This window comes from Actinoplanes oryzae (genome assembly GCF_030757795.1).
Taxonomy (GTDB): Bacteria; Actinomycetota; Actinomycetes; order Mycobacteriales; family Micromonosporaceae; genus Actinoplanes.
The window spans coordinates 1-23,794 of sequence record NZ_JAUQWH010000141.1 but is presented as its reverse complement, the minus strand read 5'-3'; the positions used below and the strand labels follow the sequence as shown (position 1 = coordinate 23,794).

At 73.1% G+C, this 23,794-nt stretch carries 19 protein-coding genes; 6 read left to right on the top strand and 13 right to left on the bottom strand.

Annotated features, from left to right (window positions below; genetic code table 11):
• Positions 1–115: 115 nt before the first annotated feature.
• From RBH18_RS33195 to RBH18_RS33165, 7 genes are all read right to left on the bottom strand, one after another.
• Entirely contained in the window at positions 116–409 is a 294-nt protein-coding gene (locus RBH18_RS33195; protein ID WP_306214428.1) for a DUF1905 domain-containing protein, read from the bottom strand.
• Positions 387–980 carry an acetoacetate decarboxylase family protein gene (locus RBH18_RS33190; RefSeq protein ID WP_306214427.1) on the bottom strand — a complete coding sequence of 198 codons (594 nt, stop codon included), beginning with the start codon at positions 978–980 and terminating at the stop codon, positions 387–389. Before RBH18_RS33190 ends, RBH18_RS33195 begins: the two co-directional genes overlap by 23 nt.
• 28 nt (positions 981–1,008) lie before the next feature.
• Positions 1,009–1,986, bottom strand: a complete 978-nt coding sequence (locus RBH18_RS33185) for an ABC transporter ATP-binding protein (RefSeq protein ID WP_306214429.1) — start codon at positions 1,984–1,986, stop codon at positions 1,009–1,011.
• Between the two features lie 49 nt (positions 1,987–2,035).
• Entirely contained in the window at positions 2,036–3,106 is a 1,071-nt protein-coding gene (locus RBH18_RS33180) for an ABC transporter ATP-binding protein (RefSeq protein ID WP_306214426.1), read from the bottom strand.
• A gap of 16 nt (positions 3,107–3,122) precedes the next feature.
• Positions 3,123–4,100 (bottom strand): ABC transporter permease, encoded by a 978-nt coding sequence (locus tag RBH18_RS33175; RefSeq protein ID WP_306214425.1) that lies wholly within the window; start codon positions 4,098–4,100, stop codon positions 3,123–3,125.
• 99 nt (positions 4,101–4,199) lie between these two features.
• Positions 4,200–5,939, bottom strand: coding sequence for an ABC transporter substrate-binding protein (locus RBH18_RS33170; protein ID WP_306214424.1), 1,740 nt, complete (start codon positions 5,937–5,939; stop codon positions 4,200–4,202).
• 106 nt (positions 5,940–6,045) lie between these two features.
• A complete protein-coding gene (locus tag RBH18_RS33165) occupies positions 6,046–7,095 on the bottom strand; it encodes an ABC transporter permease (RefSeq protein ID WP_306214423.1) in 1,050 nt (349 codons plus the stop codon).
• Positions 7,096–7,701: 606 nt separating this feature from the next.
• On the opposite strand from RBH18_RS33165, the gene RBH18_RS33160 reads away from it, so the two are divergent.
• Positions 7,702–11,202, top strand: a complete 3,501-nt coding sequence (locus tag RBH18_RS33160; protein WP_306214422.1) for an ATP-binding cassette domain-containing protein — start codon at positions 7,702–7,704, stop codon at positions 11,200–11,202.
• A gap of 78 nt (positions 11,203–11,280) precedes the next feature.
• Here the strand turns inward: RBH18_RS33160 and RBH18_RS33155 are convergent, their stop codons facing one another.
• Positions 11,281–12,177 carry a S1C family serine protease gene (locus RBH18_RS33155; RefSeq protein ID WP_306214421.1) on the bottom strand — a complete coding sequence of 299 codons (897 nt, stop codon included), beginning with the start codon at positions 12,175–12,177 and terminating at the stop codon, positions 11,281–11,283.
• A 113-nt stretch (positions 12,178–12,290) separates the two neighbouring features.
• On the opposite strand from RBH18_RS33155, the gene RBH18_RS33150 reads away from it, so the two are divergent.
• Positions 12,291–12,728: a DUF732 domain-containing protein gene (locus tag RBH18_RS33150; protein WP_306214420.1), complete on the top strand. Its 438-nt coding sequence runs from the start codon at positions 12,291–12,293 to the stop codon at positions 12,726–12,728.
• A gap of 15 nt (positions 12,729–12,743) precedes the next feature.
• Here the strand turns inward: RBH18_RS33150 and RBH18_RS33145 are convergent, their stop codons facing one another.
• Complete coding sequence (locus RBH18_RS33145; protein ID WP_306214419.1) at positions 12,744–14,750, bottom strand: serine/threonine-protein kinase; 2,007 nt, start codon at positions 14,748–14,750, stop codon at positions 12,744–12,746.
• Positions 14,751–14,838: 88 nt separating this feature from the next.
• On the opposite strand from RBH18_RS33145, the gene RBH18_RS33140 reads away from it, so the two are divergent.
• A complete protein-coding gene (locus RBH18_RS33140; RefSeq protein WP_306214418.1) occupies positions 14,839–16,101 on the top strand; it encodes an amylo-alpha-1,6-glucosidase in 1,263 nt (420 codons plus the stop codon).
• Positions 16,102–16,735: 634 nt separating this feature from the next.
• Here the strand turns inward: RBH18_RS33140 and RBH18_RS33135 are convergent.
• Together RBH18_RS33135 and RBH18_RS33130 are read right to left on the bottom strand one after the other, a co-directional pair.
• Complete coding sequence (locus RBH18_RS33135) at positions 16,736–19,423, bottom strand: helix-turn-helix transcriptional regulator (protein ID WP_306214417.1); 2,688 nt, start codon at positions 19,421–19,423, stop codon at positions 16,736–16,738.
• A 44-nt stretch (positions 19,424–19,467) separates the two neighbouring features.
• The gene (locus RBH18_RS33130; protein ID WP_306214416.1) at positions 19,468–19,722 is read right to left on the bottom strand and encodes a peptidoglycan-binding protein; all 255 of its coding nucleotides are present in this window, start codon (positions 19,720–19,722) and stop codon (positions 19,468–19,470) included.
• Between the two features lie 115 nt (positions 19,723–19,837).
• Between RBH18_RS33130 and RBH18_RS33125 the strand changes: the two genes are divergently transcribed.
• On the top strand, positions 19,838–20,617 hold the full coding sequence (locus tag RBH18_RS33125; protein WP_306214415.1) for a phytanoyl-CoA dioxygenase family protein: 780 nt from the start codon (positions 19,838–19,840) through the stop codon (positions 20,615–20,617).
• A 118-nt stretch (positions 20,618–20,735) separates the two neighbouring features.
• Here RBH18_RS33125 and RBH18_RS33120 read toward each other — a convergent pair whose 3' ends face one another.
• Entirely contained in the window at positions 20,736–21,311 is a 576-nt protein-coding gene (locus RBH18_RS33120) for an RNA polymerase sigma factor (protein ID WP_306214414.1), read from the bottom strand.
• 218 nt (positions 21,312–21,529) lie between these two features.
• Here RBH18_RS33120 and RBH18_RS33115 point away from each other — a divergent pair, with 218 nt between their 5' ends.
• Positions 21,530–22,438, top strand: a complete 909-nt coding sequence (locus RBH18_RS33115; RefSeq protein ID WP_306214413.1) for a TIGR03619 family F420-dependent LLM class oxidoreductase — start codon at positions 21,530–21,532, stop codon at positions 22,436–22,438.
• Here RBH18_RS33115 and RBH18_RS33110 read toward each other — a convergent pair.
• Positions 22,421–23,320 carry a lytic polysaccharide monooxygenase auxiliary activity family 9 protein gene (locus RBH18_RS33110; RefSeq protein WP_306214412.1) on the bottom strand — a complete coding sequence of 300 codons (900 nt, stop codon included), beginning with the start codon at positions 23,318–23,320 and terminating at the stop codon, positions 22,421–22,423. The genes RBH18_RS33115 and RBH18_RS33110 overlap by 18 nt on opposite strands.
• A 113-nt stretch (positions 23,321–23,433) precedes the next feature.
• Here RBH18_RS33110 and RBH18_RS33105 point away from each other — a divergent pair.
• Positions 23,434–23,794 (top strand): FKBP-type peptidyl-prolyl cis-trans isomerase (locus RBH18_RS33105; protein WP_306214411.1); only part of this gene is annotated, 361 nt, incomplete at its 3' end.

Sequence of the window (23,794 nt, the reverse complement as noted above, 5' to 3'; positions counted from 1 at the left end):
AACGCGTACGTCTCGCAGTGGGTGACGCTCGGCAGCGAGGCCGCCGCGGGCCTCGACCGGCTGCAGCCGCTGCAGCCGCAGGTTCCCACGCTCACTCTCCTGGTGGAGCAGGCGCTCACGACCTTGCGCTGACCGTCAGGTGGACGGTGACGGGGTCGCCGAGCTCGATCTCCTCCGCGCGGCGCACCTTGTCCTTGAGCGGGACGATGTAGCCGCCGTTCTTGGGCCACAGCGACGTCGTGAAGCTCGTCCCGCCGATCCGGACGGTCACCGGGATCATGCCCCAGCCGTAGCTGACCTCGCCGGCGACGTCGCTCAGGGCGGCGGCCTCCGGCGGGGGCACGGTGACGAAGTGGAACGGGGCCGGGCCGCGCCAGTACCAGACCTCACCGCTGAACCGCATCTCCATGAGCCCGCAATCTACCGAAGCGCAGGCGGAAATCGGCCAGGGTGAGCGAGACCAGCGGTGTGCGGCCGGTCAGCCACGCGAGCGGGCCGCCCGGCGCTACCGACCAAGCCGTGCGGAGCAGGGCTACAGCCGCGGTGCCCCGGACCGGCGTCACCACCGGACCAGCGCCGCCGTCCTGGGCCAGCGACATCGGAATCGGCCAGCGGCCGGGCAGCCGCCACCCGGGCCGGAGCGTGGCGGTGGCGATGCCGGTGGCCGCGGCGGCCGGCGGCTCGATCCGCAGCTTTGCCAGCCGCTTCGGGATGGCCCACAGCTCCCGGCCGCCGTCGCGGGAGGCCACGCTGTCCACCCAGATGTGGGTGATGGTGACGCCGGTGCGGACCGGGACGGCGGTCAGCAGCTCCCGGTAGGACAGGTCGCCGCCCGGTTCGTAGGAGACCCAGGCGGCGCCGACCGGGACGCGGCCGGCCAGCGAGACCGGGCGCATCGGGGCGGGCACGGCCGCGCGGGGCACGAGGAAGATCGACAGGTACAGCTGCCCGCGCAGGTGCCAGGGCGACGGCGGGTACATCCCCCAAGGATGACCCGCCGCCGCCGGATCAAACAGCCTCGGCGACCAGCGACTCGGCCGGCGGCGCGGCGAAGTGGCAGGCGACCTCCTGCGCCGGGGCCCGCTCGATCAGCGCCGGGTCCTGCGTGGCGCAGATGTCCTGGGCCTTCCAGCAGCGGGTGCGGAAGCGGCAGCCCGACGGCGGGTCGATCGGGCTGGGCGGGTCGCCGGCGAGCCGGATGCGCTGCCGGGGCGGCACCCCGCGGACCACACCCACGTCCGGTACGGCCGACAGCAGCGCCTGCGTGTACGGGTGCTGCGGCGCCTCGTACAGTCCGTCACGCGGCCCCTCCTCGACGACGCGGCCGAGGTACATGACGGCGATGCGGTCGCAGAAGTGGCGCACCACGCCCAGGTCGTGGGCGATGAAGACGAACGCGATGCCGAGCTCGCGGCGCAGCTGCTCGAGCAGGTTCATCACCTGGGCCTGGATGGACACGTCCAGCGCGCTGACCGGCTCGTCCGCGACGATGATCTTCGGGCGGGCGGCCAGGGCGCGGGCGATGCCGATGCGCTGGCGCTGCCCGCCGGAGAACTCGTGCGGATAGCGGTTGTAGTGCTCGGGGTTGAGCCCGACCAGCTCCAGGAGCTCCTGGACCCGGCGCAGCTCGCCGCCCTTCTCTACCAGGTTGTGGGTGCGCAGCGCGGTGCCGACGATCGCGCCGACGGTGTGCCGCGGGTTCAGCGACGAGTACGGGTCCTGGAAGATCAGCTGGATCTCCTTGCGGTACGGCCGGAGCCGCCGCTCGTTCAGGTGCGCGATGTCGTCGCCCTGGTAGAGGATCCGGCCGGCCGTGGGTTCGAGCAGCCGGGTGATCAGCCGGGCGGTGGTCGACTTGCCGCAGCCGGACTCGCCGACCAGGCCCAGGGTCTCCCCCGGCGCCAGGGTCAGGTTCACGCCGTCGACGGCCTGCACGGTCTGGTTCGCGCGGGCCAGGAAGCCGTCGCCCTTGGTCCGGAAGTGCATGGCGACGTTGTCGAGCCGCAGCAGAGGTTCAGTGCTCACGATGTCTTCCTCAGGGCAGCCGGGGCAGGATCTCGGACACGAACACCTGGTCCGGCGCTTGCAGGTGGCAGCGCGAGGTGTGCGAGGGGTCGGCCGTCCGGGCCACCAGGTCGGGGGCGACGGTGGTGCACATGTCGCCGGGCACCCGGTCGCGGAACTCGCAGCGCGGGTGGAAGGGGCAGCCGCTCGGCACCGCGAGCAGGCTCGGCGGGCTGCCCGGGATGGGGTGCAGCGGGGCCGGCTCGCCCGAGACGGCGGGCAGGCTCTCGAGCAGCCCCCACGCGTACGGGTGCAGGGGCGCGCCGAGCACCTGCTGGACCGTGCCGTGCTCGACCGCGTTGCCGGCGTACATGACGAGCACGTCGTCGGCGATCTGGGCCACGACGCCGAGGTCGTGCGTGATGAAGACGACCGCGGAGCCGAAGTCGCGCTGCAGGTCCTGGATGAGGTCGAGGATCTGCGCCTGCACGGTGACGTCGAGGGCCGTGGTGGGCTCGTCGGCGATCAGCAGCTTGGGATCGTTGACCAGGGCCATGGCGATCATCGCGCGCTGGCGCATGCCGCCGGAGAACTCGTGCGGGTAGCTGTCGAGCCGGCGCTTCGGGTTCGGGATGCCGACCCGGTTGAGCATCTCGGCGGCGCGCTCGCGGGCGGCCCGCTTGGAGACGGCGTGGTGCGCCCGGTAGGACTCGACGATCTGGTTGCCGATCGTGAAGTACGGGTGCAGCGACGACTGCGGGTCCTGGAAGATCATCGCCGCGCCGGTGCCGCGGTGCTTGCGCAGCTCCGCGGGCGACATGCCGACGATCTCCCGGCCGCCGACCTTGATCGAGCCGCTGATCCGGGTGCTCCTGGGGTCGTGCAGACCCATGACCGCCATGCTGGACACGCTCTTGCCGGAGCCCGACTCGCCCACGATCGCGAGCGTGCGGCCCAGCGGCAGCGAGTAGTTGAGCCCGCGCACGGCGGTCACCGCGCCGTCCGGCGTCGGGAAGGTCACCCGCAGGTCGCTGACCTCCAGGTACGGGTCCCCGGCCGGCGTGGCGACAGGCTGCGGCGTGGGAATGGTCTGCTCAGTCATCGTGCCACCTTCACAATCATCCGAGCCGCACCCGGGGGTCGAGCACCGTGTAGACGATGTCCACGACGAGGTTCATCACGACCAGCACGACGGCGCCGAGCAGGACGCAGCCCATGAGCACCGGGAGGTCGTACTGGTTGAAGGCGCGCAGCGAGAGCACGCCCAGGCCGGGCAGGCCGAAGATCGACTCGGTGAAGATCGCCCCGGTGAGCTGGCCGGCCAGGTCGAGGCCGAAGATCGTGGCGAGCGGCGTGAGGGCCGCGCGCAGGCCGTGCCGGTAGACGACCCGCCGCTCGCTGATGCCCTTGGACCGGGCGGTGCGCACGAAGTCCTGGCCCAGCGACTCGATCATCGACGCCCGCGAGTAGCGCGTGTAGGCGGCGGCGTTCGTGATGCCGACCGTCAGCCAGGCCGCGAGCAGCCCGCTGGCCCACAGGAAGGGATTGCTCAGGAACGGGTGGTACTCCGAGTGCGGCAGGAAGGTCGCGTACAGGGCGATCACCAGCGCGAGGATGAAGAACGGGATGGCGTTGACCGTGATCGACGAGCCGACCAGGATCTTGTCGCCGGTGCTGCCGCGCCGCCGGGCGGCCATCGTGCCGAGCAGCACGCCGCAGAGCAGGTAGACGACGGCGCCACCGATCACGATGGAGACCGTCACCGGCACCGCCTGCGCCAGGAGCTTCGTGACAGGCTGACCCAGGGTGTACGAGTAGCCGAGGCACGGCGCGGCGCAATGCTGCTCGACGCCGCCGGTGGTGTAGTCCCGGCCGGCGACGATGCCCTTGAGATAGAGCCCGACCTGCTCGACCGGGGGCTCGTCGAGGCCCAGGCTGCCCCGGATGTCCGCGAGCCGGTCGGCCGTGCAGCGGGTGCCGCAGATGACGCCGGCCGGGTCGGACGGGGCAAGGAAGAACAACGCGAAGCTGGCGATGATCGTCACGAGGATGACGCTGATCGCGCTGGCCAGGCGCTTGAGGATGTAGAGCAGCACGGGGAACTCCTCGGCTCCTGCGTGGAACGGGGAACGGCGAGCGCGGTGGCCCGGCCCGGACGGGGGCCGGGCCACCGGCTCGGTGAGGCGTGCGCCGGATCAGCTCTTCAGGAAGAAGTTGTTGTAGGCGTACGTGCCGGCGGCCGGGTCGATCGTGGCCCCGCCGACGTTGGTGCCCGCGACGACGGCTTCCTTGGTGTAGTAGTACGGGATCGCCACGTACTTCTCCATCATGGCCTTGTCGATGGCGGCCCACTTGCTGGTCGCCTCCTCCGCCGGGAGGGCGGCGACGTCGTCGATCTGCTTGTCGACGGCCGGGTCCTGCATCATGCCCCAGCTGGTCTGGTCGGCGACCGAGTGCGACTGGAAGAGCACCGGGAACCACGAGCCGCCGGACGGCCAGTCGGAGCACCAGCCCTGCGGACCCTGCGACATGTTGACCGGAGCCTTGTAGTCGGAGATCTTGGTGCGCAGCTCGGCGGTGGTGACGCCGATCGGCTTGGCCTTGAAGCCGGCCGCCTCGAGCGCGGCCTTCTTGACCTGGGCCACCTGCTGCGAGATCGGCTTGCTGCTGTCGAAGTACCAGCTGACCTCGAAGCCCGTCTTGCCGGCCGCCTCGAGCATGGCCTTCGCGCCCGCCGGGTCACCGGTGCCGCTGCCGGACAGGTCGGTCACCGGGGCGTACTTCTCGTAGCCGGGGACGCCCGGCGGCATGACGGTGCTGGCCCGCTCGGCGACCAGGTCGCTGAGGCCGGCGGCCTTGTAGAGCTGGTCGTACGGCCACGCCTTGGCGATCGCCTTGCGCACCTCGAGCGGGATCTTGGTGGTGTCCATCTGCCACGAGTAGGTGCAGGGCGACTCGCCCGTGACGAGCTGGGCCTTCTTGTCGCCGGTCACCTGCGGGACGAACGAGGAGTCGAGCTGGTCGTAGGAGACCGAGTTCGCGTCCGGGCCGTTGCTGTTCAGGACCTGCTGCTGGGTCTTGACGGCGTCGGCACCCCACTTGAAGTCGTAGCCGTCGAGGTACTGGTGGCGCACCGGGTCGGTGTTGGTGTCCCAGTTGGTGTTCTTGCTGACCTTGAGCTCGACGCCCGGCGTGTAGCTGTCGATCTTGTACGGGCCGGAGGCGATCGGCTTGTTCTTGTAGTCGGCCTTGGTGTCCTTGGCCTTCGGGATCGGCGAGAAGACCGGGAAGGTCATGTAGTAGGGCAGGTCGCTGAACGGCTTGCTCAGGTGGATGATCAGCGTGTCGGTGCCCTGGGTCTCGACGCCCGCGAAGCTGTCGCCCCCGGTGTACGGGCCCTTGTACTTGTCGCCGTCCTTGAAGTAGGTCAGCTGGTACTTCGGGCCGTTGGCGTAGTCCGGGGCGAACGAGCGCTTGATCGCGTACGCCAGGTCGTCGACCTTGATCTCGGACCCGTCCTCGTACTTGATGCCGGGCTGGAGCTTGAAGGTCCAGGTGAGCTTGTCCGAGGAGACGGTGCCGACGTCGGTGAGGTCCGGCACGAGCACCGACTTGCCGTCGCGGATGGCGTTCTGGGTCGGCGTGCGGTAGAGCAGCCGGCCGATCGCGAGCGAGTCGGTGTAGTAGGTGTCGGTCGGGTCGAAGGTGTTCGGCGTGACTTGCGCGTAGACGGTGAGCACACCGCCGTTGCGGGCGCCCTCGACCGCCGGCGCGGGGCCCTTGGCGTTCGGGTCGATCGACGTGGTCTGCGTCTCGATCTTGCCCGAGTCGCCGTCGCTCTTCTGCGAGTTGTTGGACGACGGGCTGCCGCAGCCCGCGAGTCCGAGCGCGACGACGGCCGTGACCGCCGCGGCCGCTGAAAGGCGCCTTGCCATGTGTCCTCTTTCTCATCGCCGGTTGTGCCGGGGGCAGGGTGGACCGGCACCGGGACGTGTCGTCCCGGCGCGGCCGGGTGAAGCAGGCTGGTGGTGAAGTGTCAGGTCAGCGGCGGGTCCGCGGGTCGAACGCGTCGCGGACGGCGTCGCCGAGCAGGCTCAGGGCGAGCACCAGGATCGTGATGCCGGCGACCGGCAGCCACAGGTAGAGCGGGTCGGCCCGGTAGAAGTTCTGCGCGGCCGCGATCGTCACCCCCCACGACGGGGTGGGCTCGGTCAGGCCCACGCCGAGGAAGGTCAGACCCGCCTCGACCACGATGTAGCCGGGCAGCGCCATCGACACGGAGATCACGATCGGCGCCACGAGATTGGGCAGCAACTCCCGGAAGAGCACCTGGCGGGTCGGCACGCCGAGCACCTTGGCGGCGGCGATGAACTCGCGCTCCCGCAGCGACAGCACCTCGCCACGGATCAGGCGGGCCAGGCCTGCCCAGCCGAAGAGCGACAGCACCAGGATCAGCGAGAGGAAGCGCACCCGGGCGACGTCGTCGGACGAGGACTCCTCCGCCGTGCCCACGAAGACGGCGAGCAGCACGCTCGGCACGGCGATCGCGAAGAGCAGGTACGGCAGGCTGAGGACGAAGTCGATCACCCAGCTCAGGATCCGGTCGAGCCAGCCGCCGGCGAAGCCCGCGATCAGCCCGATGACGACGCCGATGATCGACGTGATCACCGTGACCGAGCCCGCGACGATCAGCGACGGGCGGGCGCCGTAGACCCAGCGGGCGAACAGGTCCCGGCCGAGGCGGGGCTCGACGCCGAACCAGTGCTCGGGGGTCGGTCCGATGGTCGGGAAGCCGTAGTCGTCGATCAGGTCCTGGTGCAGCGTCGCCGGGTCCTGGCCCTCGAGCTTCGCGAGCAGCGGGGCGAAGATCGCCACGAGGACGAAGAACAGGAAGATGCTGCCGCAGATGATCGCGACCTTGTCGTGGCGGAGCCGCCCGAGGGCGATCGCGGTCGGCGACTTGCCCTGCCGGCGGTCCCGGGACGGGACGGCCACGTCGGCGGCGGCCGTCGCGAGAGTCGTCCCCGACCCCTGCCCGGCAAGCCGTGCCTCCTCGTCGATCAGCGGTTCCACGCGGTCGTTCACCTCCACCTGAGCGAGATTCGCGGTTGCGATCCGGGATGCACGGTAGGCGCGTAGATGGTCTTGAGAAAACTGCCTGATGCATCGAATTCATAACGCCCGGGGCGGGCTCAGGTTTCCGTTATGTTTCTGGCGCGTCACAAGTTCGGTCCTCCCGCGGCGGCCGCCGGATGTCCCGTTCGCACCTTCCTGACAGGTTCTTCACAACCTTCTGTCAGCCTTTGAAGCCTTTCCAAACAGCCAGGTGAGCGGCTCGCGCCGGGCGTGACGTCCGCATGATCAGCGCGGCGCGCCGGCCGGGGATGCATCGTGCAGCCACGCTGGCGACCCCTTTCCCTCCATGCGGGACGCCTTCGCTTCGCAGCAACTTGGCTACTCACCGCAATCAATGCGTGATCATGAAATGCCGTGCCGCCGAAACCTGGTGTCCACATGATGAGAAAGCCGTTTGTGTCAGCCGTCACACCGCCGTAACGGGCATTCCGGGCGGCGTCCGGAGCGGCAGGTCGCGCGCGTGACACACGTGACTCATCCCGGCCACGTAATTGCGTTGAGCTGCGCGGGCGGTCGGCCGCAGGATGAGGACACCGCCTTTCCATCGACCGAGGACGACGTATGCGCCTGCTACGCGACTTATGGGCGACTTCGCCCCGTCGCACCGCCCTGATCGCCCTCCTCATCCTGCTCGGCGCCGCCGGATCGGCCGCCGCGCTGGGCCTCGCCGGGCCCGTCCTGGTCGACCGGTCCGGGACGCTCTTCGGCCTCCTCGCCGTCGCGCTCGTCGCGTCGGTGCTCGGCGACGTGTCGGTGGGCCTCATGGCGGCGCGCCTCACCGCCGACTGGGCCGCCTCGGCCCGCCGCGGCCTGTGCCGGGTCGCCTTCGGCCAGGACGTGCCCACCCTGGAGAACACCCCGGTCGGCGAGCTGCTCGACCGCATCGACAGCGACGTCTACCAGGTCGGCTCCGAGCTGCGCGGCAGCGGCGTGCGGCTGGCGCAGTCCCTCGCCGTGGCGGCGCTGTCGATCGTCACGGCCTTCTTCGCGTGGTGGCCCGCCGCGATCGCCATGATCATCGTGTCGGTGCTGCTCGTGCTGCTGATGAACAAGCCCATCCAGCGCATCGGCCCGATCCGCATCGCCGAGGAGGAGGCCTGGTCGGACCTCGCCGCGGTGATGGAGGAGGGCATCCACGGGCAGGACGACGTGCGCACCAGCCTCGCCGCGCCGTACGTGCACCGCCTCTACGCCCAGCGCGCCCGGGAGGTGCTGCGCCGCGGCCGCCGCGTGTGGCGCAACTCGTCGCGCATCACGATGGGCGCCGGCGCTCTGACCCGTACCCTCATCGCGGGGTTGGTCGTCGCGGGCGCGTGGGCCCTCCTGGCGGGACACATCGACGGCGCCCGGCTGACCGCGGTGTGGCTTCTCGCCCTCGGCTTCGGCGGCACCCTCGAGCACGTGACCCGGATGGTCCCCGAGCTGCAGAACGCGCTCGGCGCCTGGGGCCGCGTGCAGCTGCTGCGCGACGTGCCGCAGGAGCCCACCGGCGGCCTGGCCCCGGCCGACGGCGACCTCGCCGTGCGGGACCTGACCTTCCGGTACGGCGAGGCCGGCTCGGACCGCCCGGCGGCGCTGCGCGACATCACCCTGTCGTTCGCGCGCGGCCGCTCGTACGCGCTGGTGGGCCGGACCGGATCGGGCAAGTCGACCCTCGCCAAGGTGCTCACCCGGGCGGTCGACGTGCCGGCCGGCACGGTGTTCCTGGGCGGCACCGACGTCACCGAGCTCGACATCGAGGGGCTGCGCCGGTGGACGGCGATCGTCCCGCAGCGCACCGAGATCATCGCGGGCACCCTGGCGGAGAACATCGCCCTCTTCGACGCGGAGCTGCTGCCGCACGCCGCCGACGCGCTGGCCGAGCTGGGCCTCACCGCGTGGGTCGACACCCTGCCCGACGGGGTGCACACCCGGCTGGGCGACGGCGGCTACGTGCTGTCGGCCGGCCAGGAGCAGCTCGTGGCGTTCGCCCGGATCCTGGTCCGCGACCCGAAGGTGGTCATCCTCGACGAGGCGACCGCCCGGATGGATCCGGTGACCGAGGCGTGGGTGCAGCGCGCCACCGACCGGCTGCTCGCCGGGCGCATCGGCGTCATCGTGGCGCACCGGCTGTCGTCGGTGCAGCGCTGCGACGAGGTGATCGTCCTCGCCGACGGCACGGTCCTGGAGGCCGGCCCGATGGCGGAGTCGCGGCGCTTCGCCGAGCTGCTGGCCACCTCGCACGCGGCCGCCCCGGCCCGCACCGGCGGCGGCGTGGCCGTTCTCGACCGGGCGGTCCCGGGTGACGCCACCGGCGAGGTGCCGGAGCGTGAGCCCGGCGAGCCGGCGCGGACGGAGCTGGGCAACTCCCTGCCGAAGGCCGACCCGCCGCCGCTGCCCCCGGAGCCCGCGGCCCGCACCATGCGCGAGATCTTCCGGCTGACCACCAACGACGCCCGGTACGGCCTCGGCGCGGTCGCCCTGTTCATCGTGCTCGTGGTGCTCGGCCTCGACGGCGCCGTGCTGCCGCTCTTCTGGGCGCACGTCGTCGACGGCATCGGCAGCCCGCTGTGGCCGGCCGTCGGGATCGCCGCCGCGCTGCTGGTCGCGACCCCGGCGCTCTACTACACCGGCGCCTGGTTCCCGGAGTGGTGGGTGCGGCAGATGCTGCGGATCAGCCTGCGCCTGACGCACGGGCAGATCGGCCCGCGCCGGATCAGCAAGCACACGCCGGCCGAGGTCGTCGCCCAGGGCGGCGACACCGAGCGCGTGGTCATGCTCGCCGACAACCTCATCGACAACGGCGTCGCGGTCGTCACCATCATCGTGATGACCGCCGCCGCCCAGTCGATCGTCCCGGCCCTGTTCTTCGTCGGGACGATGGTGGTCTCCGGCCTGGCCGCGACGCTGTTCGGCCCGCGGCTGGAGCGGGCGGCCCGGCGTACGGTCGCCGCCCGCGCCGCCTTCGCCACCGCGCTCGTGTCGTCGCTGTCCGCGGCGCGCACGGTGAAGCTGTCCGGCGCCACCGACCCGGTGCTGGACCACCTCGCCGGCCTCGACACGACGCGCAGCGAGCTGCAGCGCCGCGAGATCGCCATCCAGGTGTGGGCCCGCTCCACGCCGGCGATCCTGAGCGGCCTGCTGCCCATCGCGGTGTGGGCGCTCTACCTGGCCGGGAACCTGTCGGCGGCGGCGACGCTGATCGCGGTGGCGGTGCTCGGGTCGGCCCGCTGGTTCGCGTGGACCACCGCGTCGCTGGTGTCGAACCTCCCGTCGGCCCGGGTGTGGACGCGCCGGACGGTGTCCATGACGGGCGTCAGCGCGTACTCGTCGGCGGTGCCCGGCGTGGACATCGACGCCGGCACGGCCGACGCTCCCCCGGTCGCCCCGCGCGAGCCGCTGCGCCGGCTGCGGCTCGAGGGCTTCAGCGCGGTCCACGAGAACGGCACGGTCGGCGCCCAGGACGTCGACCTGACCGTCGATCGGGGCGAGCTGGTCCTGGTGGTGGGTCCCGTCGGGTCGGGCAAGTCGTCGCTGCTGCGGGCGCTGGCCGGCATCGTGCACCACACCGGGGCGCTGCGCTGGAACGACCGTCCCGTCGACGAGCCGCACACCTTCCTGCGGCCCAACCAGGTCGGCTACGTCGCCCAGCTGCCCCGCGTGCTGTCCGGCACGATCGCGGACAACATCGAGCTGGGCCACGAGGTGGACACGGCCGACGCCGTCACCACCGCCCAGCTGGAGCACGACCTCGCCGTCGCCGGCGGCGGCCTGCAGCTGGTCATCGGGCACAAGGGCACCCGCCTCTCCGGCGGCCAGCTCCAGCGCCTCGCCCTGGCCCGAGCCCTCGCCCCGCGCACCGAGCTGCTCGTCGCGGACGACATCTCCTCGGCCCTCGACGTGACGACCGAGCTGTCGCTGTGGGAGGCCCTCCGCGCGCACGGGGTCACGGTGGTCGGCTCGACCTCCAAACGGGCCGCGCTCGACAAGGCCGACAAGGTGGTCGTGCTGATCGGCGGCCGCGCGGTCGCCCAGGGCCCGTGGCGCGACCTGGAGACGGAGTACGGCCACCTGGCCGGCTGAGGTCCCCTCGCACGGAAGCCCCGGTCCCTCGGGCCGGGGCTTCCCCGTGTGGCCGCCCGGTTGCGGGGCTCGCGTCCGTCAGTTGAGGCCGGCCTGCTTCTCGAGCTGGGCGACGACCTCGGTGACCGTGTCGGCGGGGATCGCGAAGCCGAGGCCCACGCTGCCGGTGCTCTGGTCGTCGGCGGTGGCGATGGCGACGTTGATGCCGATGACCTTGCCGTCCACGTCGACCAGGGCGCCACCCGAGTTGCCCTCGTTGATGGGCGCGTCGGTCTGCAGGAGGCCGGTCAGCTTCTCGGTGCCGGTGTTCACCTCGCGGTCGAAGGCCGACACGATGCCCGAGGTCACCGTCCCCTCCAGGCCGAGCGGCGAGCCGAACGCCAGCACGGTGTCCCCGGCGGCCACCGAGTCGTCGGTGCCGAACGTCGCCGGGGTGAGCCCGGTGACGCCGCTCGCCTGCACCAGCGCCAGGTCGTGGGTGGTGTCGGTGGCGACGACCTCGGCCGGGACGGTGCGCCCGTCGGCGAGCCGGATGCTGGCCGTGCCGCCGGACTCCACCACGTGGTTGTTCGTCAGCACGAGCCCGTCGGCGGTGAGCACGACGCCGGAGCCGAGCGAGGAGGCCGTACGCCCGTCGATCATGACCGTGACGACGCTCGGCTGGACCTTCGCGACCACCGCGGCCAGATCCGCGTCTTCGGTCGACGCGCTCGTGGCGGTCGCCGTCTGCGTGGCCGGGGCGCTCGCCGCCACGGCCGGGGTGCCCGCGTAGTGCTCGGCCACCACCGCGCCGGTCGCGCCGCCGCCGCCGATCAGGGCGAGCAGCGCGACACCGCCCGCCAGCCGGCGCGGCCACCGGCGCGGATTGTCACCCCGGTGGCTGAGCACGTGCGGCGGAAGGGGCGGCACGGTCGGCGGCACGTCGTAGCCGTGCTGGTCGTGGTCGGTGTGGGGCCGGGTCAACAGATCCGTCATGACGCGCCTGCCTTCGTTCAGCGGTGATGAGTTCACTGTTGCCCGGCCCCTTGTCAGGCTCCGGTGAGCACTCTGTGGGTTACCTGTACGCGGGGTGCTCCGTTGATCGGGGCATGACGAAGAGGTGGCTCGTTGCGGCGGCCCTGATCACGACCCTCGCGGGCTGCGCGGAACCGGCTCCCTCGCCCCTCTCCGCCCACGCCCCGGCCGAGGACGCGGCGCCGGCTCTGGAGAGCGCCGGCGACGCGGCCGCCCAGCCCGGCCGGCATGCCCGGCAGGCCCGGGCCGCCGCGGGAGGCACGCCGGCGTTCGTCGCGGCCGTCCAGCGCGAGTTCCCGGCGCTCGCCGTCGACCGCCGCGACGAGGAGCTCGCCGCGGTCGCCGAGCAGGCCTGCGCGGACCTGACCGCCGGGCGCGACAGCGCGACCGTTCTCACCGGGGTCCGCGGCCTCGACCCGGCGGCCGTCGACGACAGGACCGCCCGCCGCCTCGTCCGCCTCGCCGTGGGCACCGTCTGCCCCGACCAGGACCGGCGCGTCGACGAGTTCTGACGGCGCGCCGGGCCCTCAGGACGGGACGTCGAGCTTGGCGACGGCGACCACCTTGCCGCCGCGGACGGTCACCAGCGCGGGCCACGGCGACGTCTCGTCCGAGAAGATGCTGAACACGTCGGAACTCACGGCGCACCTGCCCGCCCGGGTCACCGGATCCGGCGCTGGGCACCTGCGGCCGTCGACCCGGACGTTGAACAGCTCCGGCTCCCCCTCGACCGGCAGGTTCACCCGCACCCCGCTGAGCACGGGTACGAAGTCGGCAGCGCACCGGGGCGACGAGGCCTCCACCCCGAACCGGCGGCAGTACTCCTCGCCGGTCGGATACTCGGCCGCCTCGACGAGGGCCGTGCCCGCCGGGTTGGTCAGCATCCAGACGCCGGCCGTGAAGCGGGCGTCGCCGGTCGCGTACCCGGGAAGGGCCGGTGTCCCGGGATCCGTGCCCGACCGCAGCTGCGCGTCCGTGAAGGTCACGTCGGCGCGGCCGCCGCCCTTCGCCACCGCCCCCAGGACGACCCGCCCGCTGATCAGGCCCGTCTCCGTGAGCAGCCCACGCAGCACGGCGGTGCCGTCGACGGACACGACCGCCTCCCGATCGTCCGCGACCAGCAGCATTCGGTGCTCCGCGCCCGTGCCGAGCGCCCGCTTCGCCGTGGCGATCGGCACCTCCCCCTTCGCGCCGGTGACGCTGATGAGGGTCACCTCGCCGGGGCACACGGCGACCCGGTACGCGTCGGGCTGGACGCCGGCCTCGCCGTGCGCGCGGAACCAGATCGCGGCGCAGGACTCCTCGGTGCTCAGCCGCACCGTGACGCCCACGTTCTGGGCCGCCGGGAACACGTCCTCCGGCGTCGGGCCGCACTGCACCGCGGACCGGGTCCGCACGCGGTAACCGTCGCGGTAGGTACACGTCCCGTTCTCGTCGTCCCATTCCTGGAAGTCGGCGTCGCGCCGCAGCGAGTCGAAGATCGTCGGCCCCGTGACGAGGGGAGCACTCGCCGCCGGCGCGGCCGTCCCGGCAGGCGCGGCCGGCCCGGCCTTCTCCCGGCCGAGCAGGCCCACGCCCGCGCCGACGACGGCGGCCGTGGCCACCGCCGCGGCCGTGACAGCCAGCACGCGCCGCCTCCGGGTGCCGGGTCGCCCGGTACGCTGCGCGGCCTCCGCCTCGCGCCGCAGCTCCAGCGGCAGCGGCGGCGCGCTCGGCGCCCCGGGGACCAGCAGCCGGTCGAGCAGCTCGGGCGCCGCCGGCCGGTTCGCCGGATCCTTCTCCAGCGCCGCGACGACCAGCTCCGTCAGGTACGGCGGCAGGTCACCCACCCGCGGCGGCTGGGTGAGGATCCGCGCCGCCGTGACGGCCGGGCTGTCGCCGCCGAAGGGGGTGCGCCCGGTTCCCGCGTAGACGACGACCGCACCCCACGCGAACACGTCCACCGCGGGCGTCAGCAGCCGGTCGGTCTCCGGATCGAGCCGCTCCGGCGCCATGTACGCCAGGGTGCCGACCACCTCCTCGGCCCGCGTGTGGAAACTCGTCGTCTCCAGCGGCCGGGCGATGCCGAAGTCGATGACCTTCGGCGTGCCCAGGGCGAACAGCACGTTGCCCGGCTTGAGATCCCGGTGGATCACGCCGGCGCCGTGGATCGCGGCGAGCGCGGCGGCCACCCCGACCGCGACCCCGTGCAGACTGCCCCCGGCCAGTGGCCCGTCCCGCCCGACGACCTGGCTCAGGCTCGGCCCGTCCACATACTCGACGACCAGGTACGGCGTCGCGTGCTCCGGGTCGGCGTCCAGCACCTCGGCGGTGCAGAACGGCGGCACCTGCCGGGCCCGGGTCACCTCGCTGCGGAAGCGGGCCCGGTACTGCTCGTCGTGCGCGTACTCGGGCCGGATGACCTTGACCGCCACCCGCCGCCCGCCGGGCGCCTCGGCCAGGAAGACGGACCCCATGCCGCCCTGGCCGAGCCGCGACACCATCCGGTACGGGCCGATCCGACGAGGATCCGAGGGGCGCAAGGCTTCCGACACGGGTTCACAACGTACCGGCCGCCCCGCCCGGCCGCGACCGTCCGGCGGTTGCGTGCCCGGCGGGGCGGCGGGCGATACGCTGCCTGACATGCTGAGCGCCGAGGACCAGGCGATGGTGGACAAGGCCCGGGACGAGGCGCTGCGGCTGGTGCACGACAACGTCGGCGTGGCCGGGATGCGGGCGGGCGGGGCCGCGTACCCGGAGGTGTGGGTCCGGGACACGGTGATCACCGGGCTCGGGCTGGCGGCGGCCGGCGACGATCGCGGGCTGCGGCTGCTGCGCCGATCCATGGCGTCGGCGGGCGCGCTGCAGTCGCGCCTCGGGCGGATCCCCAATCACGTGTACGCGTCGGCGGCGGGCGCCGAGCCGGTCGCGGACACCATGTTCGCGGGCGCCGTGGACGCCTCGTTGTGGTACATCGTGGCTCACCACGTGCTGGGCGGCGCCGACGACGACACGAGCTCACGGCTCGCGGCCGCCCACCGCTGGCTGGAGTACCAGGACGTCAACGAGTGCGGCCTCCTCGAGGTGCACGAGTCGATGGACTGGGCCGACCTGTTCGCGAACCGCTACAACTCCCTGCTGCCGAACGTCCTCTGGTACGCCGCCAACCGGGCGATGGCCACGCTCGCCCGCGGCCGCGGGGAGGACGGCGAGCAGTTCGACGAGCGGGCGGAAGGCATCCGGTTCCGGATCAACCAACTGCTCTGGGTGGGCCCGGAGGTGCGGCGGGACGAGCGCTGGATCCGGGAGAACCGCCTGGAGTGGGAGTACCCGACCCGGCTGGTGGACACGGTGCTCGGCCATCGGCCGTACTACCTGCCCTACATGGCCTTCCGCGACTTCGGCGACCGCTTCGACACGCTCGGCAACCTGCTGGCGATCCTCTTCGGCGTGGCCGACGCGGCCCAGTCCGGGCGCATCATCGACTACGCGCACGGCGTCGGGCTCGACGACCCCTGGCCCGTCAAGGCGTGCTGGCCGCCGATCACCGAGGCGGACAAGGACTGGCGCGAGTACTACCGGCTCTACAACCTGAACTACCCGCATCAATATCACAACGGCGGCGCGTGGCCCTTCCTCGGCGGGTTCCATGTCGCGGCCCTGGTGACCGCCGGGCGTACGGACGAGGCGGAGGCCGCGCTCGTCAAGCTGGCCCGGATGAACCGGGCCGGCCGCGACGGCGAGTGGGAGTTCAACGAGTGGTTCCACGGTCTGTCGGGGCAGCCGATGGGTCATCAGCGGCAGAGCTGGTCGGCCGGGATGTTCCTCTACGCGGCGGACGCAGTCGCCCGGCGGGCCCCCGCGTTCTTCGGGCGGCCCGGCCGCTGGGACTCTCCTTCCAGCTGAAGGAGAGCCAGAACAGCACGGCGGTGACCAGGCACGCCAGGACGAACAGGGCGATCACCGGGCCCTGCGGCGGCCGCACCCCGACGCTGGCGCCGACCGCGATGAGCGCGGTGACCGCGAAGATCGCCCGTACGCCCCAGAAGCCGACATAGTGCATCGGAAAGGGCGTCCGTTGCACGTGATGCTCCCAGTCGAGCCGCGCCGGATCCCCGAGCGCCGCCTCCTTCTTCCGGATGTAGGCGGCGCACCGGCACACGCTGTGCGCGTGATTCATCCAGGACACCCCGAGGATCAGCGCCACCACCGGGTGCACCAGGACGATCGCCGGGTTCCTGGCCTGGAAGCCGACCGACAGCACGGTCCCGAACGCGACCACGGTCAGCGCGATCAGCTGTCCCTGCATCTCGACGAGCTTGAGGATCTCGCTGCGCAGGCTCTGGTACTCGGCGAGCGACAGGTCGTCCACAAGCGACGGCGTGGCGCGGTCGGCGACTGTCATCGGAAAGCTCCGGAGGGACGCTGGTGAGACCTCGAAAGATCCCACGCCGGCGCTCGGCCGCCCCGATTACGTCCTAGATTCGACAGCCCGGCGCGCTCTCCCTCCCGGGGACGATCCGGGAGCTCAGGGCCTGCCCTACGCCGCGGTGAGGGCCGCCAGTTCCGTGCGGGACTTGATGTTGGCCTTGCGATAGATGTTGCTCAGGTGGTACTCGATCGTCTTCTGGCTCAGGAACAGCGTCGCCGCGGCCTCGTGGTTCGTGGCGCCGCGGGCCACCACCAGGGCGACCTGGAGCTCCTGGGGCGTGAGGCCGGGCAGGGCCGGCTCCGTCGCGGCGACGGTGGTGCCGGTCGCGCGGAGTTCGGTGCGGGTGCGGTCGGCCCACGGGCGGGCGCCCAGGCGTTCGAAGATCTCCAGCGCGGCGCGCAGGTGCTCACGGGCCTGGGCGCGTTGCTTGGTGCGGCGCAGGCGTTCCCCGTACGCCAGATGGGTCCTGGCCTTCTCGAACGGCAACGGGGTCGCCAGCGCCGTCGCGAACAGCCCGGCCATGTCCCCGGGCTCCGCGAGCAGCGCGTGGCAGCGGCCCGACGCGGCGGCGAACCACACTCCCCGGCCGGCGGTCTCGTCCAGAATCTCCAGGGCGTCCCCCGGCCGGCCGGCCCGCACGTAGGCCTCCGCCAGGTCGAACACCCACGGCACGATCCCGGGGTCGTGGATGTGGCGGACCACGGGCAACGCACGCACCTCTTCGAGGCGGCGGATCACCTCGGCCGTGTCCCCGGTGCTCATGGCGAGCAGCGCGCGCTGGTGACCGGTGTAGACGGGCATGCAGCCGATGCCGAGCCGGTGCGCCACTTCGTCCGTACGGTCGGCGTGCCGCAGGCAGTCCGCGGCCCGGCCCTGCACCGCGTCGAGGCGGCCCGCGAAGAAGCGGGCGTAGAGGTGGGCCGAGCGGGTCTCCTCCGCCAGGCGCAGGGTCTCCGCCGCGGCGGCGCGGGCGTCGTGCCAGCGGCCCTGGCGATAGTGCAGCTCGGACTGGATGCCGAGGGCCTGCGGGAGGACGCCGAGCGCGCCCGTGGCCCGGGCCGCGCCGGCCACCCGGTCGAGCAGGGCGGCCGCCCGGTCGTACCCCTCCAGCCAGATCCAGGTCAGCGCCGCGTGGCACATCTCCTGCGCGCGCTGCAGCGGGTCGGTCCGCAGGAGCTCGTCGTGCACCCCGCCGAGCAGCCGTACGGCCTCCGCCCGCTCGCCCTGCAACGCCCGCCCACCGGCGTACGCGACCGTCGCCACCAGTCGCGCGCGCCCGCCCACCCGGACGCCGAGCTCGTACCCGCGGGCGACCGCCGCCTGCAGCTCGTCGAGCCGGCCGACCATGAAGGACGGGGTGGCCGTGTCGGAGTACATGAGCGCCGCCCGGGCCGGGTCCACCTCCTCGACCTCCTCGGCGGCGGCGGTGAAGGCGGTCAGGACCTCGTCGGGGCGGCCGCGCCACATCCGTACGTGCCCGCACATGTGCTGGACCAGTGCCCGGCGGCCGGGGTCCTCGGTGAGCGGCAGCGCCTCGTCCAGCAGCGGCAGCACCTGCTCGTTACGGCCCGCGAGCTGCCAGCACCGGGCCGCGCGCAGCAGCCGCCGGGGCCGGTCGGGGCCGCGGCTGAGCCGGGCGGCGTGGGTGAAGGCCCGGGCCGCCGCCACATAGCCGGCCCGCTGGTCGGCGCGCTTGGCCGCCAGCTCGAGCTCCGCCGCGACCTCCTCGTCCGGTTCGAGGGTCGCCGCGGCCAGGTGCCACGCGCGGGCGTCCGCGGCGGCGTCGCCCGGTTCCTCGGCGAGCGCGGCGGCGAGGACGGCGTGGGCCCGGCACCGTTCGTCGGTGCTGGCGCCGTGGTAGACCACCGAGCGCAGCAGCGGGTGGCGGAAGTCCACCCGGCGCGCGTCGATCGTGACCAGCCCCGCCTGCTCGGCCGGCGCGTAGTCGGCCAGCCCGAGCCCGCTCGCCCGGGCCGCGGCCAGCAGCGTGCCCACGCCCGCGTCGGCGGCGGCGGCCGCGAGGACCAGGGCCGTTCGCGTGCGTCCGGGCAGCGGGTCCAGCCGCCCGGCCAGCGCCCGCTCGATCCGCGAGCCGGTGGGCATCGCCGGATCGGTCGCCGGGTCCGTCCACTCGTGACACAGCTCGATGACCGCGAGCGGGTTCCCGGCGGTCGCCGCGTGCAGCCGCGCGGCCGCCCCCTCCGGCGTGACGTCCAGGGTGACCCGGGCCAGGGTCTCCACCTCGGGGACGCTCAGCCCGCCCAGCGTCAGCGACGGCGAGCGCAGCTCCGCCGCGTCGGCCGCGTCGCGCGTGGCGACCAGCAGCGCGATGCCCTCCGCCTGCAGCCGCCGCCCGGTGAAGAGCACCGCCTCGCGTGAGGACGCGTCCAGCCACTGCAGATCGTCGACCACCACGAGCAGCGGCTGCCGCTCGGCCGCCGCCGCCAGCAGGCCCATGGTCGCCGCGCACACGGAGAACCTGTCCCCGGCCACGGGCGGCCCCAGCGCCAGGGCACTGCGCAGCGCCGCCGCCTGCGGCCCCGGCAGATCGTCGAGTCCGGACAGCACCGGGCGCAGCAGGTCGGCCAGCCCGGCGAAGGGGATCTCCGCCTCCGCCTCCCAGCCGCGTGCGGTCAGCACCCGCAGGCCCCCGGCGTTGTCGATCGCGTACTTCACCAGGGTCGTCTTGCCGATCCCCGGCTCGCCGGTGAGGACCAGGGCGTCGCTGCGCCCCTCCCGGGCCCCCGCCAGCAGGGCGTCGATCGATGCGCGTTCGGCACTGCGCCCGAGCATCATGCGGCGAGTCTAAGCCTCCCGGGGCCTCCCCCGCCGGACCTGCCTCAGGCCGCGGCGAACCGCACCAGCGCGTGGACGGTCCGCGGCCCGGCGACCCCGTCCGGCTCCAGGCCCGCGTGCTCCTGGAACCGCGCCACCACGGCCGTCAGGTCCGCCTCCTCCGGCCCGACCCGCACCCCGAACCGCAGGAACAGCTCCCGCACGTCCGCCGGGTCCGCCGCGGGCGCCGGCTCGTCGCTCCACCCGATCAGCCCGCCCACGGCCGTACCGACGACGCTGAGCACTCCTCGTGCCGACATCGCGACCTCCTCTGCTGGCCTTTCCCCCAGCATCCGCGGCGTGGCTGTGCGCGGCCTCTGCCCCGGGGCCCGAAATTCTGTGCATCGCCTATGACTTCCGGCCGATACTGACCCCATGGACGTCGATGCCTTCGCCCGCGACGGCTGGACCGTGATCCGCGGCGCCTTCGACCCCGACGCCGCTGCCGCGTGCCGCGCGAGCGTCTGGGAGACGCTCGCCACCCAGGGCGTACGCCCGGACGACCGCACCACCTGGGACCGCCCGGTGGTCCGGATAGACACCCCGCGCACCGAACCGTTCCGGGCGGCCGCCGCCTCCCCCGCCCTCGCCGCCGCCTACGACGAGCTGATCGGCGCGGGCCGCTGGCAGGCGAACCCCCATGTGGGCGGCACGATCCCCGTCCGCTTCCCCTCCGAGCAGTTCCCGGGCGACGCCGGCTGGCACATCGAGGGCTCCTGGTGGGGCGGCACCGAGTACTGGTGCGACGTCCGCTCCCGCCACCGCGGCCTGCTCGCCCTCTTCCTCTTCTCCGACGTCGGCCCCGGCGACGCGCCGACCAAGCTGATCCCCGGCTCCCACCTCTACGCGGCCGCGGCCCTCGCCACCCGCGGCGAGAAGGGCATGCCCGGCGGCGACGTCCCGGGCCTGCTGCGCCCCTCCACCTTCGTCCGCACCACGGCCGAAGCCACCGGTACGGCGGGCGACGTCTACCTGTGCCACCCCTTCATCGTCCACACCGCCACCTGGCCGCACCGGGGCACCGAACCCCGCATGATGGCCCAGCCCGCGATCACCGCCCCCGAGGGCTTCACCCTCGACGGCACCGACCCCTCCCCGGTCGCCCGCGCCATCGTCGCGGGCCTCGCCGACACGAGCCAGCTCCGCCCCGCCTGATCCCGCCGCCGGCATGAGCCGGCTTCGCCGGATTCCGATGCCGGCGCGAGCCGGCTCCGCCTGTCCCGGTGCCGCCCGGACCGGCCCCGTGGTCCGGTCCGGGCGGCTCTCCCCCTCCTCAGTGCCAGGCACAGGAGCCCAATCCGCTGCCCTCCAGCTCGCTCCGCAGCTTGCGCAGCGAGCGCATCCGGGTCGGGCCGATGCTGCCGACCGGCATCCGCGCCGCCCGGGCGTACTCGGCGTAGCCCGGCGCGTTGCCGCTGGTGAGCGTGGTCAGCAGGACGCGGGCCGGCTGCGGGAGGCGGTTGACGTGCTCCCACAGCAGGTCGTTCATGGCGTGGTCGACGGCGACCCGCTCCGGGTGGGGGCCGCGGTCGTCGGCGGGATCGGTCTCGGCGGGCAGGCCGATGACCTCACGGCGGCCGGTACGCAGCAGGCGCAGGCATTCGCGGCGGGCCACGGTGACGAGCCAGGCGCCGGTGCGGGCCGGTTCGCGGATCTCGGGAAGGTGCTCGACGAGGCGCAGCCAGGTGTTCTGGACGGCGTCCTCGGTGTCCGCCTCGGACAGCCGGAAGGTGCGGACCGTGCGCCGCACCTGCGTGTCGAAGGCCCGTACCAATGTCTCGTAGGCCTGCGCATCGCCGGACTGGGCGTCCAGCACCGTCTGCCGCAGGTCGTCTTCGGTGATCGTCATCGCGCCGTTCCTCCTCCGCCGCGTTGTGCGCCGCCTTCCACACGCGTGAGTACTACTCAGAAAGCGGTGATCGAACTGCTCAACTCGCGCCGGCGGACGAACCACCGGCACCCCGACGACGCTAGGCCCGCGGGGGCCCGGGGGGATCCGGGAAGGCACCCTGGTCGTCCCCGGGTCCACCCTGGGGCCGCGGGCGCCGGGCCCTAAGATGACCGTCCATGCGCATCGGCCTGAACCTGCCGCACTACGGGGCGCTCACCGGCCCGGAGGACATCACCGAGGTCAGCAGGGCGGCCGAGGCGATGGGGTACGACAGCCTGTGGACCGGCGACCGGCTGCTCTCGCCGCTGTCGCCCCGCGATCGCTACCCGGGTGGCAACGGCGTGATGCCCGAGGAGATGAACGTCTACCTCGACCCCCTGACGGCCCTGACCTTCGCGGCGGCGGCGACCCGGCGGATCCGCCTCGGGACCAGCACCCTGAACGCCGCCTGGTACCCCCCGGTGCTGCTCGCCCGCACCCTCACCACCCTCGACGTCCTCAGCGCCGGCCGGCTGGACGTGGGGCTGGGCCTGGGGTGGTCACGCGACGAGTACGAGGCCGTGAACGTCCCGTGGCAGGACCGGGGCGGCCGGCTGGACGAGATCCTCGACCTGCTGGAGCAGATCTGGGGCGGCGGGGTGGTCGCCCACTCGGGGCCGCGCTATCACGTCCCGGCGAGCCGGATCGAGCCCCGGCCGGTGCAGGCCCCGCGCCCGCCGATCCTGCTCGCGGGCCTGACGCCCCAGGCGCTGGGTCGCGTGGCCCGCCGGGCCGACGGATGGCTGGCGGTGGGCCTGCCGCTGCCGCTCTTGACGAGCATGCGGCAGAAGATCCAGGCCCAGGCCGAGGAGTACGGCCGGGAGCCCGGCGCCGTCCGCACGGTCCAGCGCCTCAACCCGCGCCTCACGGCCGAGCCGGTCGACGACGCCCAGGTCCCGGCGCGCGGGACCCTGGAGCAGATCGCCGGGTACGCCAAGCGGGCCGCGGCCGACGAGGTGTTCGTCGACCTGACCCTCACCGTGACCAGCCGGGCGCAGATGCTCGACCTGGCCGGCCGCTTCCTCGGCTCAATGCGAGCGGGCTGAGCGCGTGACGAGACCCACGATGAGCGCGACGACGATCACCGCGAGCGCGCCGCCGATGATCCAGTGGCCGAGTGCCGCCTGACTCGTGCTCTGCGCGGCGACCGGGGCGAGGGCGGGCGGCTCGGTCGTCCTGGCCACCGCCGGGGCGGGTTCCTGGGAGGCCACCGGCGACTTCGTGACCGCAGCCTTCTTCGGCGCGGCTTTCGGCGCGGCCTTCGTCGTGGCAGCATTCGTCGCCGGGGCGGCAGCCTTCGTCGCGGCGGCGGGGAAGATCAGGTCGGAGCACGAGTAGTACGTGTCCGGTGTGCTCGACGTCTCCCACACCACGTAGAGCACGTGCCGCCCCGAGCGGTTCTCCGGCAGCTCGACGCTCATCCGGTAGGACCCGTCGCGCAACGGCGGGTCGGTCACCTCGGTCACCGGTTCGCTCGTCAGATCGTCCCAGCTCAGCGGCTCCGACGGGTCGTAGCCGGCCCTGGTGAGATAGAGCCGGAACGTACCCTTGTGCGGGATCGTGCCCGCGTAGCGCACGGTCAGCGTCGCGCCCGGCTTCACCTCGGTCGCCGGCCAGTCCGTCCGCGCCAGGTCCAGTCCCCGGTAATCGTCCAGCCCGCCGCTGCACAGATGGCCGTCCGGCACGACCGACTTGTCCTTGCCGCCGACGTTCGCGATGCGCAGGTTGTCGAAGTTGCCCAGCGAGCCGCCGTTCGCCTTGCGGGCCGCCTTGCAGGCCTTGGCATCGGGCTCCTCGCCGCCGGCGGCGCAGGCGGCCGTGCGGCTGATCGGCTGGGTGGGAGCGCCGTGCGCCAGGGCCGGGGCGGCGGGTGCCAGCGTTACTGCCGCCAGGATGCCGGCGGCGGTGGCCAGGCCTACGAACTTCATGGGAAGGGGTACGGGCGCAGCACCCGGATCGTTCACTACGGTGCGTCGTGCCGGTGGTTACCAGCGGGCGCTGTGGTTGCATGGGGTGGAAGAACTCGGACAGAGGAGTACACATGGAGAAGCCCGACGTCGGCCCCATCACCGGTGAGCCGCCCGCCGAGCTCGTCGTGGAGGACCTCGTCACCGGCGACGGCGACGAGGCGAAGCCCGGACACCAGGTCAGCGTCCACTACGTGGGCGTGGCGTTCTCCTCCGGCAAGGAGTTCGACGCCTCGTACAACCGGGGTGAGGCCTTCGACTTCGGCCTCGGAGCCGGCCAGGTCATCGCCGGCTGGGACCAGGGTGTCGCCGGGATGAGGGTCGGCGGCCGCCGCAAGATCACCATCCCGCCGCAGCTGGGCTACGGCCAGCGGGGCGTGCCGGGCGTCATCAAGCCCGGGGAGACGCTCATCTTCGTGGTGGACCTGCTCGGCG